This window comes from Fructilactobacillus florum DSM 22689 = JCM 16035 (genome assembly GCF_001436645.1).
Taxonomy (GTDB): domain Bacteria; phylum Bacillota; class Bacilli; order Lactobacillales; family Lactobacillaceae; genus Fructilactobacillus; species Fructilactobacillus florum.
The window spans coordinates 20,162-38,104 of sequence record NZ_AYZI01000007.1; the positions used below are offsets into that span (position 1 = coordinate 20,162).

15 protein-coding genes, 1 tRNA gene and 1 pseudogene are annotated in these 17,943 nt (G+C 41.9%); 6 read left to right on the plus strand and 11 right to left on the minus strand.

Annotation, left to right across the window (positions count from 1 at the left end; genetic code table 11):
• The first annotated feature begins 21 nt into the window (after positions 1–21).
• Positions 22–783, plus strand: a complete 762-nt coding sequence (locus tag FC87_RS04615) for a zinc ribbon domain-containing protein (protein ID WP_035422339.1) — start codon at positions 22–24, stop codon at positions 781–783.
• A gap of 91 nt (positions 784–874) precedes the next feature.
• On the opposite strand, the gene FC87_RS06940 is transcribed toward FC87_RS04615, so the two are convergent.
• From FC87_RS06940 to FC87_RS04635, 5 genes are all read right to left on the minus strand, one after another.
• Positions 875–1,042, minus strand: coding sequence for a hypothetical protein (locus FC87_RS06940; protein ID WP_009167358.1), 168 nt, complete (start codon positions 1,040–1,042; stop codon positions 875–877).
• Between the two features lie 100 nt (positions 1,043–1,142).
• Positions 1,143–1,215 (minus strand) — tRNA-Arg (locus FC87_RS04620).
• Between the two features lie 52 nt (positions 1,216–1,267).
• Positions 1,268–2,494, minus strand: a complete 1,227-nt coding sequence (locus FC87_RS04625; RefSeq protein WP_054691061.1) for a DEAD/DEAH box helicase — start codon at positions 2,492–2,494, stop codon at positions 1,268–1,270.
• A gap of 17 nt (positions 2,495–2,511) precedes the next feature.
• Positions 2,512–3,501 (minus strand): Gfo/Idh/MocA family protein, encoded by a 990-nt coding sequence (locus FC87_RS04630; RefSeq protein ID WP_056961750.1) that lies wholly within the window; start codon positions 3,499–3,501, stop codon positions 2,512–2,514.
• 15 nt (positions 3,502–3,516) lie between these two features.
• Complete coding sequence (locus FC87_RS04635; RefSeq protein ID WP_009167355.1) at positions 3,517–4,290, minus strand: GH25 family lysozyme; 774 nt, start codon at positions 4,288–4,290, stop codon at positions 3,517–3,519.
• A gap of 156 nt (positions 4,291–4,446) precedes the next feature.
• On the opposite strand from FC87_RS04635, the gene gntK reads away from it, so the two are divergent.
• The 3 genes from gntK (at position 4,447) to FC87_RS04650 (ending at position 10,075) form a co-directional block, all read left to right on the plus strand.
• Positions 4,447–6,003: a gluconokinase gene (gene gntK / locus FC87_RS04640; protein ID WP_009167354.1), complete on the plus strand. Its 1,557-nt coding sequence runs from the start codon at positions 4,447–4,449 to the stop codon at positions 6,001–6,003.
• Between the two features lie 330 nt (positions 6,004–6,333).
• Entirely contained in the window at positions 6,334–8,580 is a 2,247-nt protein-coding gene (locus FC87_RS04645; protein WP_056961752.1) for a MucBP domain-containing protein, read from the plus strand.
• A gap of 178 nt (positions 8,581–8,758) precedes the next feature.
• A complete protein-coding gene (locus tag FC87_RS04650) occupies positions 8,759–10,075 on the plus strand; it encodes an APC family permease (RefSeq protein ID WP_009166643.1) in 1,317 nt (438 codons plus the stop codon).
• A gap of 344 nt (positions 10,076–10,419) precedes the next feature.
• On the opposite strand, the gene FC87_RS04655 is transcribed toward FC87_RS04650, so the two are convergent.
• The 3 genes from FC87_RS04655 to FC87_RS04665 all read right to left on the minus strand — a co-directional run bounded on the left by FC87_RS04655 (position 10,420) and on the right by FC87_RS04665 (position 14,091).
• Positions 10,420–11,661, minus strand: coding sequence for a PrsW family glutamic-type intramembrane protease (locus tag FC87_RS04655; RefSeq protein ID WP_056961754.1), 1,242 nt, complete (start codon positions 11,659–11,661; stop codon positions 10,420–10,422).
• Positions 11,662–11,794: 133 nt separating this feature from the next.
• Positions 11,795–12,712, minus strand: a complete 918-nt coding sequence (gene mmuM / locus FC87_RS04660; protein WP_056961756.1) for a homocysteine S-methyltransferase — start codon at positions 12,710–12,712, stop codon at positions 11,795–11,797.
• Positions 12,709–14,091 carry an amino acid permease gene (locus FC87_RS04665; protein WP_056961757.1) on the minus strand — a complete coding sequence of 461 codons (1,383 nt, stop codon included), beginning with the start codon at positions 14,089–14,091 and terminating at the stop codon, positions 12,709–12,711. Before FC87_RS04665 ends, mmuM begins: the two co-directional genes overlap by 4 nt.
• Before the next feature lie 647 nt (positions 14,092–14,738).
• Here FC87_RS04665 and FC87_RS04670 point away from each other — a divergent pair.
• Positions 14,739–15,782 (plus strand): PTS sugar transporter subunit IIC, encoded by a 1,044-nt coding sequence (locus FC87_RS04670; RefSeq protein ID WP_009166647.1) that lies wholly within the window; start codon positions 14,739–14,741, stop codon positions 15,780–15,782.
• Positions 15,783–16,016: 234 nt separating this feature from the next.
• Here the strand turns inward: FC87_RS04670 and FC87_RS04675 are convergent, their stop codons facing one another.
• Positions 16,017–16,313, minus strand: coding sequence for a YciI family protein (locus FC87_RS04675; protein WP_056961759.1), 297 nt, complete (start codon positions 16,311–16,313; stop codon positions 16,017–16,019).
• 85 nt (positions 16,314–16,398) lie between these two features.
• On the opposite strand from FC87_RS04675, the gene FC87_RS04680 reads away from it, so the two are divergent.
• Complete coding sequence (locus tag FC87_RS04680; RefSeq protein WP_056961761.1) at positions 16,399–16,974, plus strand: TetR/AcrR family transcriptional regulator; 576 nt, start codon at positions 16,399–16,401, stop codon at positions 16,972–16,974.
• A gap of 224 nt (positions 16,975–17,198) precedes the next feature.
• Here FC87_RS04680 and FC87_RS07185 read toward each other — a convergent pair.
• Positions 17,199–17,436 (minus strand): annotated as a pseudogene (locus FC87_RS07185) (site-specific integrase); the annotation flags it as partial.
• Between the two features lie 91 nt (positions 17,437–17,527).
• Positions 17,528–17,755, minus strand: coding sequence for an HNH endonuclease (locus tag FC87_RS07100; RefSeq protein ID WP_191979373.1), 228 nt, complete (start codon positions 17,753–17,755; stop codon positions 17,528–17,530).
• Positions 17,756–17,943: the final 188 nt, after the last annotated feature.

A 17,943-nucleotide genomic window follows, 5' to 3' on the forward strand; every position in this document is an offset into this window, starting at 1 on the left:
AATCAAAGGAGGATTTCCACTATGAGCAATAACAAATATTGTATTAACTGTGGCAAGTTAATTCCGGCTAATTCGGAATTTTGTCCCTATTGTTCAACGAAACAACCAGCATTAGCTCCAACGAGGGTCAGCGAGCATGCTGCTAGCAAACGCTATTGTCCCGCCTGTGGTCATAGTATTCCACAGTACGTCAAATTCTGTCCCCACTGTGGTGCCGAACAACCAACTAACAGCCAAACTGCTGGCAACACTAATCCCAGTGCCGCTGCCAAAATGGGGGCTCAACCAAAAGCTAAGCGCCCGCGACCCCAGCGGCGCTCACATTTCTGGCGAAACTTTATCATTATCGTAGTAATCCTATTACTGGGGATGATTGCGTACTTTTCCTACCAAAACTTAGTGGCTCAGCGCTATAATTCTGGACCAAAGGCAGCTCAGGGGGTCGAGAAAGTGATCATCAAACTTGAGCAACCTAAGAATCAAAACGGTAACTCTAATTCTACAGACAATAATGGGCAATCAGGAACCAATGTCAAATGGAATCCTAGCAGTCAAAATATTGACGTGACGGTACCAAATAGTTCTCCGATCACCAAAAGTGTTGATGCTAACTCACCGGCCGTTTGGAACGGAGTGGTCAGTGGGCTTCAAGGTGTGTCTAAAGTCATCAGTACTGGTTCTTCGAATGATGACTACTCGAACATCAAAGTTGTCCGCACCAGTGACAATCGCCTACTGCTCCAAGTCGACAAAGGGCAAGTCCTTTACAACATTCGTAAATAATCTCCTAACTAAAAACCAATCCGCGAGGTACCACCTCTGGATTGGTTTTTTTAGTTCAATAAATGATTGCTATCGGTGTTAATGCTCGTCATCATTTGAATTTATTAATCAAAAAAATCATCAGTAAGACCCCGACCAAAAAAACAATCAGTAAGCATAGGTAAAGGATAATTAACGTTAAAATGAGCGGTAAAATAAATAATTTACTAATAACGAATCCCAAAATAAACACCAAAATTGCCGACAAGATAATCGACATAAAATGTTACCTCCTACGATTTTTTCTAATTGATATTAGCTAGCTATTCATTAATCAGCACGACCGTGCCTGCCACATGTTACAGCTGCTAAGCTAAATATGACCCCACTCAGACTCGAACTGAGATCGACCGCTTAGGAGGCGGTTGCCCTATCCAGTTGTGCTATGGGGCCAGCAAACTGTTTCCTATTTTCTCATGAAAACAGTAGCCCGTAAAGTTCAGAATCACCTGCGAGGACGACCCTTGTTTTTACGGTCTCGTTGTCGGTGCTTTTTATGCGTTGGCTTGTGCTTGACCGAAACTTCCTGATTAAGCTGATTGACTGGTGGCTTAACTGGTTGCGGTCGCTCTGTCACCAGTTGTTTTTCATAATACGTCATGGTCACTGGCTCATATCCGACTGGTCGAATCAACTTTTTTAAATCCCGCAAATCATGGTCATCTCCAAAATTCAAAACTAATCCAGGTTCTCCCATCCGACCAGTCCGTCCAACTCGATGAACATAAGTGGTCGCTGACCGAGGAAGATCATAATTAATCACTGCTGGGAGTTTGGAGATGTCTAAGCCCCGCGCTGCTACATCGGTGGTTAATAAGAAACGTACCTGTCCCTTGCGAAAACCCGTCAAAGCACGCTCGCGTTGTAATTTGTTTTCGGCACCACTAAGTTTCGCCACCGGGACCTGACTCTGGTGGTTAAAATAATTATAAGCTCGATTGAGCGTCTCACTCTGATTAAAGAAAATCAACGCTTTAAAGTTGGAAATTCCAGCTAGGCGTTGCAAAACACCATTGCGGTTAGCTCGTGCAACGCGAAACAACCCATGGCGAACGGGACCTCGGGTTTGGTCTTGAGCTCTTACATCGATGACGGTCGCGGGCTTCCCCATCACCGGTTCAAGTTCGTGCAGAATGGGGCTATCAGTTGCTGAAAAGTAGGCCACCTGAACCTTCCGTGGTAAGGCAGCTAAGATCTGCTGAACCTTAGCCAAACTATCATCTTGTAACAAATCATCAGCCTCATCAATCACTAAGGTATCCATTGCCGTTGCTTTGAGTTTTCGCTCCGTCAGCAAACTTAACACCCGCCCTGGCGTACCAATTATCACCTCAGGGCGACGCTTTAACTGTTCCTGCTGGCGTTTGACATTAGCTCCGCCGATTAGTGGCAAAATCTTGGCTTGAAACGGCCGCGCCCAAGTACGGGCAACCTCAGTTACCTGGATGGCTAATTCCTGTGACGGCTCCAAAATAATTGCTTGAGTGCCCGCTCCTGCTAAGACATTAGCTAAAATTGGCATTAAAAAGGCTAGGGTCTTCCCCGATCCTGTCGGAGATAAGCCAACCACATCACCTTCTCCGTTAATCATTGGTTCATACATCGCCGTTTGGATCGCAGTGGGCTGTTGATATCCTGCTGCTGCAAACTGCTGTTCGAATTGTTCTAACAAAAATCGTTCCTCCATAATTATTGGGGATAACTAATCCCCGCACTTGCTGCTAACCGGTCTAATACCTGATTGACCTGTTTCATCAGTTGGCGCTCCCGATTTCCACGTTCCTTAGCGATTCGCGTGTTCGGCTGCTCCAATAAGGCAGCAAAATCAGTCATTTCTGGAATCATCGGGTTATCACGATAAGCGGGACTCAACTGTTGCTGTTCCTTACCAGTAAAGTAGTCCGCTTGGGTAAATTCACCAGCATTATCAATGGTAATTAGTTGTCGGCCACCATAAATTTCAGAAGCCTGATTAGAAAAACTAATTTTACTAAAATTTAAGATAACCGTAAACCCATCATATTCTAAACGAGCAGTTCCCTTACCATCGACCCCGGTTTTGATCCAAGTCGGATAATAAAATTGCTGCTGAGGAACTCCAAACAATGCGACTGCATCATAGATCGGATAAACGCCTAGATCAGTTAGTACCCCACCGCCAAACTTACGATTGAAGACATTTGGTAGCTCGCCAGCAAGCACCTGACCATAACGCGATGAATATTGACTAAAATTGAATTCCGCTCCCTCAACGTGATCCCACGTCGCCAACTGTTGCTCGACGGCTTTAAAAGCTGGCATATGAACGTTCCGGGCGGCTTCTAACACCTGCAGATCTGGTTGCCGTGCCTGTTCATCAAGAATCATCTGTAACTGGTACGGTGATAACACCGCCGGTTTTTCAACAATCACATTTTTGTGATGCCGCAACGCTTGCAAAATCTGCTGAAAGTGGAGACTATTAGGTGAAGCAATATAAACCGTATCGACCTGCTCATCGTTGAAAAAATCAGTTAAATTGGTATACGAACGCTGTCCAGCATGATCATGCGCAAATTGTGCTGCTGTGGCACTGTGACGTGAATATACAGCCTGCAGACGATATGCTCCGATCGTTGTTGCTGCCTCCAACATTCGCTCCGTAATCCAGTTAGTCCCAATCGTTCCTAAATTAATCATCACTGAACCCCTCCCTTATTCAACCTGAGGTAATTTTTGTGCATAGTGCTTCCATTGTAACTTATTTCCCAAAAAAGCGGTCATCCGATAGCCACTGGCAGCACCGTCAGGATAGTATTGTTGGTTATCAGGAAGCGTGACGAAGCGGGCTGGATGACTTGATTTGCCAAGTTCTCCACAAAATTCAGTGTGCGCAATTCCCCGCAGCGCACGATAATTTTCCGCCTCAGTTTGAATTATAACCGGTCGCTGGTATCGGTGAAATAAATCTTGCGTAAATTGCTCCACTCGACGCCGTAGTTCTTGGCGATTAACGTTAGCTGCAGTGTAATTATCATAGTAAGCAATGTTAATCATCAGTGGTAATGAACCCCGCTTTTTTCCAATCGTTTTAATTAAATTTTGTTCCTGATCCCGAATATTTGCCGTAAATGAGTATTGATGATAAACACCGATCTGCATTCCCGAACCAAGGCTGCGCTCATAATTATTGCTAAAATCATCATCCGTCAATGTGCCCCCCTGAGTTGCCCGCAAATACACATATTTAACACCATGGCGTGCAGCCTGATTAAAGTCAACGTACGCTGACGTCTGATCAAGTTCCAAACCACGAACCGGATATTTTTGTAGAAGTGCCTGTCTGACTTCTCGTTGGTGCACCATGCGCCAACCGACTAGTCCGACCAAGATGATCCCGATCGCTAGTAGCAGCCCAAGAACCGTCCAATATTTTTGGCGCTGACGCTGCCACTGACGATTTCTCATGATTCTTGTTTCCGTTACCATTTTATGCCTCATCTAATCTTTAAAATTTCCTTTATCTTAGCACGATTATTTTGCTCCTGCTTGAAGTCCCACGCGCTTTTCAATATAATGAAAGCGTTACAACAACTTGCTCGTTGAGTTGTCCAGCATAAAATTAGCTAATTAAGGGGAAATATTATGGACTACGTAATTGGCGTTGACATTGGTACCACGAGTGTTAAGACCGTTTTATACGATGATGAAGGCGCGGTTAAGGGCTATTCTAATGATTTGTATGACCTATACCAGGACACGGCTGACATGGCTGAAGAGGATCCAGAAGAAATTTTTAGTGCCATGATTCAGGGATTACAAAAAGTCTTAGAAAAAGCTGACTTGCAGCAAGGTACGCTTAAGGGGATTTCTTATTCGTGTGCCATGCACAGTTTGATTTGTTTAGATGAAGATCACAAACCACTGACGCGCGCCATTACTTGGGCAGATAATCGAGCCGTAAACTATGCTGATGAGCTCAAGAAAAATGGCATTGGAATGGAGTTATACAAAAAAACTGGGGTTCCAACCCACCCAATGACTCCGCTCACCAAAATCATGTGGATTAAAAATGAACATCCCGAGATTTTCAAAAAGACCCGCTGGTTCGTTGGTATCAAGGAATACATTAACTATAAGTTATTTGGAGTTCTCAAAGAAGACTACTCGATCGCAAATGCTACTGCACTCTTTAACATCTTTACCATGGACTGGGACGATCAGGCACTAGAAGTTGCTGGCATCAATCGGGAGCAATTGCCAGAACTAGTTGACACTGATTATCAACTAACGGGTATGAACGATCACTATGCCAACATGATTGGGATTGATAAACAAACTCCCTTTATCATCGGAGCTTCTGATGGTCCACTGGCTAACCTCGGGGTCAACGCAATCAAACCTGGAGTAATTGCCGTTACCATCGGAACCTCGGGGGCCGTACGAGTGGTTACTGATAAGCCCAAAATTGATCCTAAGGGACGTGTTTTTTGTTACTACTTGTCTAAAAACATGTGGGTTGTAGGCGGACCAGTCAACAACGGTGGCATTGTCTTTCGTTGGGTTCGTGACCAACTCTGTGCACCAGAGAAAGTTACTGCTGAACAAATGCATGTCGATGCCTACGATTTATTGACCAAGATGGCAGCCGAGATTCCTGCTGGTTCGAACGGTCTCATTTTCCTTCCCTTCTTAGGTGGGGAACGAGCTCCCATTTGGGATGCTGATGCCCGTGGAACTTTCTTTGGTTTAACAAGACAACACACACGGGCTCATATGATTAGAGCTGCCTTAGAAGGAATTGTTTACAATTTATATACAGTGGCACTAGCTCTTGAAGAGGTCGTTGGCGAACCAACTAGTATTCAGGCGACGGGTGGATTTGCTCGTTCGGAATTATGGCGTCAGATGTTAGCTGACATCTTTGAGCATGATGTTAATATTCCAGAAAGCTTTGAAGGAACGGCGCTTGGAGCAGCCACCTTGGGGATGTACAGTTTGGGAATGATTGATAGCTTGTATGACGTCCACAAATTTGTTGGCGTTACGAATAAACATCATCCTAATCAGGAAAATTACGAAGCTTATCGCCAATTAGTTCCAATTTACATTCGATTAAGTCGTTATCTACAGCCAGAATATAAAAACATTGCTACTTATCAGCGAGAACAAGAAGCAGATGAACTCAATCAAAATAAATAACAACAAAAAAAGACCTTGAGAGGTCTTTTTTTTATACTTTGATAAGTGAATAAAAAAAATTTATTTACTAATTTATTTAAGTAACTGAAATAACCAGAATTCAGTTGCTTTTATTATTGCATAATTACTAGACACATGTATTGAAATTCGATTATAATTGTAATGTTTGTTGCACGAAAAACACATGCTTGGTTTTGACACAATGGCGTAGCCATGCTATTTTAGCTTGGTTAGTTAAACTTGTAACCTTTCAAAAAATATTATTTTCAAGATATATTGAAAGTTTACATTCCTTTGGTAATAACAATATTAATTAGGAGAGTGCTTGATATGCTAAAAAAACCATTCACCCCCAAAATAATTTATCCTACGGGTAAATTATTACTGACCACCACCATGATTTCTATAGGAATTGGGCTGGTCAACAATACAACGGTTTCTGCCGATACAAAGAGCCCAAATTACGTAAAAACTGCTTCAGATCCACAGACAACTGATAAATCCGAAATTCAAACCTTATCAAGACATTTTGATTTTGATTCAATGTTCTCAGTGACAAGTCAGTTCAGTCGTTATTTGGGGAAAAACGATCCCATGAATCCTGATAGCTATCGAACGACTCAATTATTTGGAGGATCTGCTGACGTTAGCTTGAAATATCAGGTAAATAAGGATGAGGGTACCGTGACAGTTACTGACTGCCAAATAAAATGGACTCCTAATATTGCATTATCAAACCGTGCAAATCCAGCTACTAAAGAATCTTATTTTGGTTTGTATTTCCAAGTCCCCTACCCTAAAAAATATAGTGATATCGATTTCTCAGCTGGTCTGTCTGACCGAGAGAGTTACATCTCTAGGAACAAATTTTTCAATATGACAAAAAATCCCGATTTACAGGCGATTTCTGTTATGTATCGAGATGTTTCCCAAAATTATAATAATTATCAGTATATGGAAAACCATGATTGGGTTCCATATACAGTCCCCATTACTGATGGGAAAGCTGATTTATTAAGACCTGCCATGCGCACAAATAGCTTTTCAGATTCAGGTTCAAATTCGGGAGATGTTTATTATACCCAAGCAAATGATATGAAGGACATTATCATTACTTTAGCAAAACAAATCACCGTCGATCCGGCAAAGCAAGGAGACGAAAAGATTACTGGTAAAGGAGATGAGGGCGCCCAACTTACAGTAACCGATGGGGCTGGAAATGAAATTGGTACTGGAAGTATCAATAACGATGGAACTTACTCAGTTAGTACAAAGCGCCCTCTAAAAGGAGGCGAGGTTATCACTGTTCAAGCTAAGAATCCTGATGGTAGTACAGATGCCGCTCATGTGACTGTTAGCGGTGAAGCACCCAAAGCAGCTGATGTGACCGTTAACTACGTCGATCCCGACGGTCATCCACTCACTAAGGCCGAAACGCTCACCGGAAATTATGACGACTCTTACACAACTACCAAAAAAGACATCAAGGGCTATACCTTCAAAGAAGTTAAGGGACAAGAAAGTGGTAAGTTCTCTGACGCTCCGCAAACTGTCACCTACGTTTATACCCCTAATCAGGCCGCTGATGTGACCGTTAACTACGTTGATCCCAACGGTCATCCACTCACTAAGGCCGAAACGCTCACCGGAAATTATGACGACCCTTACACAACTACCAAAAAAGACATCAAGGGCTATACCTTCAAAGAAGTTAAGGGACAAGAAAGTGGTAAGTTCTCTGACGCTCCGCAAACTGTCACCTACGTTTATACCCCTAATCAGGCCGCTGATGTGACCGTTAACTACGTTGATCCCAACGGTCATCCACTCACTAAGGCCGAAACGCTCACCGGAAATTATGACGACCCTTACACAACTACCAAAAAAGACATCAAGGGCTATACCTTCAAAGAAGTTAAGGGACAAGAAAGTGGTAAGTTCTCTGACGCTCCGCAAACTGTCACCTACGTTTATACCCCTAATCAGGCCGCTGATGTGACCGTTAACTACGTTGATCCCAACGGTCATCAACTTGCTAAACCCGAAAAAATTACTGGTAATTATGACGACCCTTACACAACTACCAAAAAAGACATCAAAGGCTATACCTTAAAAGAAGTTAAGGGACAAGAAAATGGTAAGTTCTCTGATGCTCCGCAAACTGTCACTTACGTTTATACCGCTAATGCTACCAACAATGTCCCTACCCCACAAAAGCGACCAGATGACTCCCAGCAACCTAACGGAGAAAAACCAAAACAACCTATTGATTCATCAGTCGGATCGGAGAAAAATCAAGAAAAAAAGGATCCTGAACCACAGAAATCCAAACCAGAGCCACAATCCAAAAATCAGCCAGCTGGATCAAGTTCGAATGGATCTTCAACTAATTCGGATAAAAATAATAATAAAAAGCAATCCGATGCTAATATTGCTAAAAAAATAATCACCGCTGGCAAACAGCAAATTGATCGTCTACTGCCAAAAACCGGTAGTCAACAAACGGCCGGATTAACCATGATTGGTACGCTGCTAATCTTCATTGGTTCCATCATTTATTTTAGGAAACATAAGTAACGACTAGTTTCCAATTGAGGTACTTTTCGTAACGAATTTAATAAAACGACTGAATTCTCCCTGAACTCAGTCGTTTTATTATTACTGGCAGATCTTCTAACCAACCTCCAACAAAATAGCTATCTTTTATATTCTTGAAAATGCTATAATAAATCATTATAAATTCGGAGGTGTCTTCATGGCTGATAAAACCATGCAACCACATATTGGACCATTCACCGCCCTGGCAACCGTCATGGGAACTGTCATCGGAGGCGGTGTCTTCTTTAAAACAGCAGCCGTCGTGGCGGCCACCAATTCAGCTGGCCTCACAATCCTAGCTTGGGTGCTCGGTGGTCTACTAACTATTTGCGGTGGTTTAACTGTTTCCGAACTGAGCGCCGCTTTTCCAGAAACCGGTGGCTCCATTAAATATTTAGAACACACCTACGGCAAAATAACGGGATTTTTGCTCGGCTGGTCGGAAATGTTAATTTATTTTCCTGCCAACATTGCCGCCCTCGCCATTATTTTTGCAACTCAGGTTATTAACCTTTTTCATTTAAACCCCGGATTGCTAGTCCCAATTGCCTTGCTCACAGCGGCTAGTATTACCATTATCAATCTTTTTGGAGCGCGGGCAGGTGGCATGGTACAATCCCTGACTTTTCTAGGAAAACTCATCCCCCTTGCCATTATCATTATCGGGGGGCTCTGGATGCCCGGTCACGTGGAAACAAGCCTCTTCCCGCTAAACCCTGCTGGTCATACCAACTTCATTACCGCCTTTTCTGGTGGATTAATTGCCACCATGTTTGCTTATGAAGGCTGGATTAACGTGGGAACCATTGCTGGTGAAATTAAAAATCCTCAAAAGAATCTCCCTAGAGTCATTGGTCTAGGATTAGCTCTTATTATGGTAATTTATTTACTAGTAAACTGGGTTTTCTTGAAACAACTGCCACTAAATCAAATAGCAGGCAATGAAAACACTGCCTTTGAAGCTGCCCAACGGCTCTTTGGTGAATTTGGTGGCAAACTTGTTACCATTGGTATCTTGGTTTCAGTGTATGGAACCATCAATGGCTATACCTTAACTGGTCCGCGAGTTACCTACGCCATGGCTAAAAATGATGATTTACCCGGTAGTCACTGGCTCAAAAAACTATCGAAAAAGTATGCTGCCCCCTACTGGGCCACAATTTTAACTTTCAGCATTGCAACGATTATGGTTTTTTTAGGTTCGTTTGATGTTTTGACTGATATGCTTGTATTTGTCATGTGGATTTTTAATTGTCTGCTCTTTTTTGCGGTGCTTCTGTTACGCAAACGAGAGCCAGGGTTGCCCCGTCCTTACCGTGTACCATGGTTCCCGCTCATTCCAATTATCGCACTAGTTGGAGGACTCTTTATTCTTATTACCACCATCATCAATCAGCCCCTCTTGGCCTTGACGGGGATTGGAGTAACCTTTGCTGGAATTCCATTCTTTTACATCCATAAATTGCGCCATTGAGCCGCTTAATCAACATGGTTTGCCACCATGGTGTCAAGCTAATATCATCACGGTTAACATTAATAATTTACAAAAATCAAAGTGATTAATGATTCATTTAAAAAAACTTTATCAGATCTTTCGTAATCGATAACAAACATTAAAGATATAATCAGTTTATGGAATGAATTAGTAGCTTTTAGTCCGTGGACCTTCCCCAAACATATCAATTACTTAACTTTCCATCTCTGTAATTATATGAAACTCTAACTGGTCCGCTAACTAAGGTTAGCGTTATCAAAACAAACTAAAAACAGCTTTGCGACCGATAATTTATCGGCAACGAAGCTGTTTTTTTGATTACTTTACGCTGAAGTTTGCATTTCACGCCGTTGCTCAATCTGGCGCTGTTTAACCTGCTGAAGTCCTGCGTTAATAAACACAAACACCAACACCCAGGTACAAACTGCAAGAATCACATACCGAACAAGCCCTAGTCCGTTCAATAGGTTCCAGTCCCACAACATATGCAAGATCACGACCATAAAAAAGAAACGCAGAAAGCGTCGATCAAAGAACGTTGAAAATTCCAATGAGCCGTAGCCCTTAGCAACGACTAATCCGGCAGTCGCAATTGCACACCACTCACCGTGCGTAGAAATCGAAGTTATCGAGCGAAAGAGCGCATAGGAGATGGGAGCAAACTGCCCGTGACTACCAAACATGTAGGTAATGTTTTCAAATGCTGCAAAACCACTTCCAACCGCTGCCCCAATCAGCATTCCGTTAAAAATGTTATTGGCATTGAGTTTTTTGACAAAGTACGCCGCTACAATCACCTTGCCCAACTCCTCAGCAAAACCAGTTAGCATTGCACCAACAAAGTCAATGCTACCACCATTTCCAATCAAAAGGTCAATAATGACGGCCGCTATGATCGACAAAATCCCACCAATGGAAAAAATCTGAACAACCTGATACATACTAATATTTTTGTAAATATTCATCTCAAAAAAGAGCATCAGCGCCGCTACGGGCACCGAAATCGCCATAATGGCATCCATCGAATACACGGTTCCAAAATTAGCATTTAGAAGCGCCAGGAATTGTAGTAAAAAACCTGAGAAAACAATCAAAACCAAGACCCGAGAAAAAAGCCAGGGTTGAATCTTGTCGTCCACTACATCTGCCAACGGTGGCGTGGTTTCTCTTGTTCCTACAATGAAGATTTCTTCGGCTTCTTCTTGCGTATGATTTCTAAACACCTCGCTAAGAAAGGTGCTCAATTTCAAGTGCACCGAGCCGTCGCCTCCGGCCCAATTATTTAACTCGTGAGTCGCTTCATCAATCATCCCTGAATGATGTTGTGGAGTTAATGATGATACTGAATCAACATTTTCTTGCGCTTCTGTTGTAACTTGTTGACTCGTGACAGTCGCTGGTTGTGATGTCGTGGTTGCGGTCGATTCATTTGTCATGGTTGTCTTGTTTGTGGTAGCTGATTCACTCTGTGTCTGCAGAGCACTGCCACAGTTTATACAAAACTGTGCCATTTGTTCATTTTTAGTTCCGCATTGTTGACAATACTGAAATTCATTTTTTTCCATGGCTGCCTCCTTTTAGTTTTAGCCAAATTCACTAATAATGACATTATACATTTTTTTAGTTAATTGTGGGCTGCTAACTGGTAATGAATTAAAACGAAGCATGTAGCCTCCTCCAAAGATTTAACTGGATAAGCTAAACAGAAGGACGTATTAATCTGCTAATCTGGGCAATATCTGCCGGCGTTGTTCGACAACAACCACCGATAATATTGGCTCCAGCAGCTAACCAGTGAGGAACTTCTTTTGTAAAAGAATCAACATGGGGAACGGTCGTCCAAGTCTTCGTCAGCGGATCATACAAATCTCCCGGATTCGGATATACAATTATCGGCAACTTGGTTTGCGCACGAATTAATTTAACCAACGGCGTAATATTTTCCATTTTAGTACAATTGATTCCAATCCCACCGACACTTGGCTGCTGCCGTAACCAAGCGACCACCCGATTCAGGTCGGTTCCATCACTTAACTGACGCTGATTTCGCACACTGAAACTAATCCAGTACGGAATCCGTTGATCAAGCGTTGCCAAGATGCCGACTACCGCTTGGATTTCTTGAAAATTAGGCATCGTATCAACCGACAACAAATCTGCTCCGGCATCTATCAGAGTCAAGATTTTTTCCCGATGAAATTGTTCATACTCAGCTACTGTCTTAGTATAGTTTCCTGTATATTCAGAACCGTCAGCTAGATAAGCTCCATACGGTCCAATGCAACCAGCCACTAAACCGGTCGGACGATAGCGATCTCTAGCAGCTTGAGCCAAATGAACCCCGGTCGCAAGTAAGTCCAGGGCCTGCTGATGTCCAATCCCTCGCTTAGCAAAAGCGGCTACATTAGCTTGGTAAGTATCAGTAATCGCAAGGTCTGCTCCCGCTCGAAAATAACTGGCATGCACCTGATAAATTTTTTCTTGCTGATCAATTAAAGCATTCGCTGACCAGAGCTCGTCATTAGTCGCCACTCCCAATTTTTCAAGTTCGGTACCCATAGCACCATCAAGCACCAAGGGCTGGTCTAGACTTGTCGATAAAATCTGTCGCTTCATTTTGTTGTCCTCCGTTTCTTTTGAAAATGTTCCTTCATGGCATAACCGGTGTAGCAAACGATCACAAAAGGAACGGTACATTCTAAAGCAATCCGCTGCTGCGGATCAAACCAGATCAGCAAACAGGATAGCAAGCACAGACCACAAGCTAACAGCGGAACTACTGGGTATCCAGGCGTTGGACACTGTAAATCAGTATCCCGATGTCCCGTTTGTCGCCATTGTTTGCGAAACTGAAACTCTGATAACGCAATCGCCATCCACACAAAGACTACCGCCAATCCTGAAATCGAAACCAGCACTAAGTAGACGGAACTTGCAGCATAGATTGCCGACAAGAGGGCCAGGATGCCACCACCCATGCTGGCGACAAGCGCATAAATTGGAATCTGCTTTTTCGTCGTCCGCTGAAAAATGGGAGCAACCATTCCCTCGTTAGCTAATGACCATAACATCCTAGTTGCGGCATAAAGCCCCGAGTTTGCTGCCGAAATAATCGCCGTCAGCACTACAAAATTCATCAAATCCCCTGCCAAGGGGATCCCCAATCCGGAGAAAATCGTTACAAATGGACTTTGCGTTACCCCCGCCTGTTGGTAGGGCAACAAAGCACTCATAACCACCATGCTACCCACAAAAAAGGTAATGAGTCGCCATAAGGTAGCATGAATTGCCTTGGGAATCGTCTTTGCCGGATCTTTGGTTTCACCAGCGGTTACTCCAATTAATTCAGTGCCGGAAAAAGCAAAATTAACGGTGAGCATCGTGGTAAAGACTCCCGAAAAGCCATTGGGGAACCACCCAGATCGGTAAAAATTACGTAAGCCGATGAATTGGCGTGTCCCATGATAGGGAAGCAATCCCACCATTGCACCTACTCCTAACACAATAAAGCTCACGATGGCGACCACCTTGATGCCGGCAAACCACCCCTCAGTTGTCGCAAACCATTTAACCGAAACTGCATTTAAACTAAAAATCAAAATAATTAGTAGAGCACTCCACATCCAAACGGGCGTTTGTGGAAACCAATGGCGCATGATTAATCCAGCGGCGGTGAATTCCGATCCCAATGCAATCGTCCAGGTCAACCAGTATAAAATCGCCACGACAAACCCCGCACTTTTTCCTAAGTAGCGTTGCGCGTAAACATGAAACGAACCGGTTTCTGGAAAAGCTACTGCTAACTCTCCCAAACACAGCATTACTAGATAAACAATCAACGCCCCTACTAAATATGCCAGGACAGTTCCTAATGGTCCTGCCTCATGAATCGTGTACCCGGAACTCAGAAACAAGCCGGTTCCAATCACTCCGCCTAATGAAATCATGAGAACCTGCCGGGCTGAGATGGCACGGGCTAAATGTGCTTTAGTCATTCGCTTTCTCCTCGAAAAAATAAAAAACACCCGCCCTATAAAAAGGACGAGTGTACTCGTGATACCACCTTAATTAATTCATTTCTCACAAAATGAACCTCCGCCAGTTACAACCATAACTGCGTCTTGATAACGGTGACGAATCCGGTGCTAGCTAACGATTCACTAACAAAGTTATTCAGAACTGTCCATCTTCTAAACGTTCCCCTACTTCCTTTTCACCAGCCAGGAGTTCTCTGAAAGGGTTGCGCCTATACTCAACAATTCTTCTTGGAAATAATTTTTTTAATTTTATGCCGGACAATTAAGGTTGTCAAGGTCTTTTTGGTTGAAATTACGAATTAATAATTTTACTTACAAAAAACAATTGACGCCAGCGCCACAATCCTGTTTAATATCCATAATCTAATAGAAAGGATCGTTAACGATGTCATCACTAATGCCTAGTCAAACACACCTATATTTAGCCTTTATTTGGTACAAACCTGTATCTAATTAAGGCTTTTAGTGCTTAAATCCTGGTTAGATCGGTCTTTATCGCTAACCAGGTCTGTTCATTAGTTATTGTCGTTACTTTCCTAATAACTATTAGAGTCTGGTTAGCTCCCCCTGCTAACCAGGCTTTTTATTTTAGAAAGGACTTGCTCATGAAAACACATCTCCGACAACATTTATTGAACATTTTGAATGGAATGGCGATTGGGATTATCGTCACCCTCATTCCGGGTGCAATCTTAAATTCCATCATAAAGCCACTGCTACCCACTTTTCCGGCGCTTACAGTCGTTCTGGGGTTCACAGCCATGGCAGCCATGATTCTACCCGCAGCCAGTGCTACCTGTGTTGGCATGCTGTCGCACTTTACCCCAATGCAATCGGCAGCGCTAGCATTAGCTGCTACCGTCGGCGCTGGAAATGCAAAATTCAGTAATGGAAATCTATTAATCAATGGCAGCGGGAACGTATTAAACATTGGGATTACAATTGGGATTGCCTATTGCTTAATTTTACTAATTGGAACTCGACTCAAAGACTTAAGCATCCTGTTGCTACCGACGATTGTCCTGTTAGTCGGTGGTGGAATCGGTCGACTAACCCTTGGCCCGGTCGACTTCTTTACTAAAGAAATCGGGATTGGCATTGTCCAACTAACTAGCTTACAACCGGTACTGATGGGTTGTCTGATCGCAATTTGTTTTGCCCTCATCATTGTTTCACCGATTAGTTCTGTAGGCATCGCCACCGCAATCGGCATTAGTGGTATTGCTGCTGGAGCTGCTAACCTAGGTATCGTAGCAACTGCTTTTACCTTGGCAGTTGCTGGATCCCAAGTTAACTCAATGGGAACGATCATTTCCCACATTATCGGAACTCCCAAGATTCAGATGGCAAATATCCTTGCCAAACCTAAACTAGTCGTACCAGCAGTGATTAACGCCGGTATCTTAGGTGGATTAGGAGCTATTTTTGACGTCAAAGGAACCCCTGTGAGTGCTGGATTTGGCTTGGCCGGTTTAGTGGGCCCGTTAGCTGACCTAGATGCCCATCCTCATATCTCTCTGACTCACACAATTGTCATCGTGTCCCTATTTCTAATTGTTCCTCTACTACTGGCATTTATTAGTCGCTATCTTTTTATTAATAAACTACATTTCCATGAACCTGAAGATCTCAAACTTGATTATCATTAGCTAATAAAAAAGGGACGATCATAAATGATCGCCCTTTTTTATTAGGATTAATTCAGCATTGAGGATCGGCAGGAATAATTGATAGCCGATTATAATTTGTCTTATCCGAAGAACAATGTAGATACACGTAGTTTCATAAACTTTACTTTTAAATTGTAATTTCCTTCGGCATACAAAATTACCAATATCTGTTTGAATCATTTATGTGATAGTCATCTTGTAGCCAGCATCCAGTCACCTTTTATTATCAATGATATTTTCAAATTCAGGAATCATTTTCGTTGGTAAAAACTCTGTGACCTCATAACGAGCGATTTGTTTTTGATAGAAAGGATCTTGATGATAGATATTTTCTACCGTAGATAGATCAGCTGCTCGGCAAAGAATCACTCCTCCTGTTCTTGGCTCCTTCCGACCAGAGAAAATAAAATTACCTGCTTGGTAAAAATGTTCCAGATAAGCATTATGCTCCTTTAAATGTTGTTCAACGTCGCTAACTGGCTTTAGATATGTTAAATTAAGAAAAAACATTTATTTCTCCTTTAGTGAATAATTTCAGTGAATATATTCATTATAGCAAGAAATTTCAAAAATACAAGTAAAGAGTGATAATTTTATGAATCGAAGCATTCAAAAAGCAAATACTCGTAAAAAACTACTGCAGACTGCCATTAAGCTCTTTAAGCTCAATGGTATCAAAGCTGTGAAAACTGGTGAGATTGCCCAAAATGCCGGTGTTTCTACCGGTACTTTTTATGTCCATTTTAAATCAAAGGAAGAAATCATCAGTGCGATTTACTATGATTCATTTAATGATTTCATGCAAGAACGCTTAAAAACTTTAAACGTTAATGCGGAATCGCTTACACAGTTATTAATCAAAATCGGTAACTTTGAATTTAACTTTGTTGATCAAGTTGGTCGTGAAGTTACTACTAATGCGTTTAGTGCAAATCTAATGACCAACTATGAACATCCCGGTCATCATCTTGAAAGTCGTACGTTTCCGGCAAAAATTAAAACCATCATCGCCAAAAAAGATGCAAGAAATCCAGAAGAAACGTTAGTTGAATTTGAAACCCTACTTCGTGGCATCATGTTAACTTGGTGCTTTAATCAAGAACCAAGATCCATTACTGCTTTTGGAGACCAGTTTCTACACAAATACGTTCCGACTCTAACCAACCAATAAAAAAATCCTCTAGATTAAAGCTTTATGATATGAACCCCCTAATTTGGACAAAGATCTAAATTAGTGGGTTTTATTATGCCAAAAATAAAATTTTGCTGGTAGAATTATGTTGTTCAAAAAAGTTAATGTTTCCGAATCAGTCATTTTTCAATGAAATTCAAAACTAACGTATTAAAATGCAATAATTGTAGTTTGTCAGAATTAAGTAATAAATTTAAAATTAATTAACTAAAATCACTTTGATTTAACATGGTTTTCATACTTACTTGGTTCAAACCCAAATATGCTAAAGTCATTACTTTATCTGCGTGGTTTAGTAATTGTATGAACAAAATAATATTAGATTGCATTTAAATTTAATCAGCTCTAGTCTTGTGCATGGTTTGAATAACAAGATAGTCGACTTTTATCATAATATTTATAGAACTGTTTTTCGGTGACGTGACAATTAGGGTGTTGAATCTAAAAAAACAATCAGTTTGTATCGAGTTATCAATTTTAAAAATGGTGTAGTTACGCTAGTCATCTTTGATTAATAAGACAATTAACTGAGTCATAGCGACCTATTTTCCACCTTCTGCATTAATTTTTCTTTGTCACGGGGATCATTTAAACTATGAATCCGAGCGTGACAATTGGGACATACAGCAACACAGTTTTCAATTACATCAAGACCACCATTAGCTAAATAATCAATGTGGTGTACATGTAAAAAGGGGTTTCCTTTTTTATCTAAAAAAGGAGCCGACTCATTACAAAGAGCACAAATGCCGTTTGCCATTTGTTTTACATAGCTCGTTATAGCAGGATTTCGTGTATAAGATTCATATACCACTTTTCTTGAGCCATTATTTTTTATATGACCTTCTTTAGCTAATTGACTATTTACTCGACTAACTTCTTTAGCTGCTTTCGCTATGTCTGCTTGTGAAACTTTATTTAAAGAGTCTTTTTGTTTTTCTTCATAAT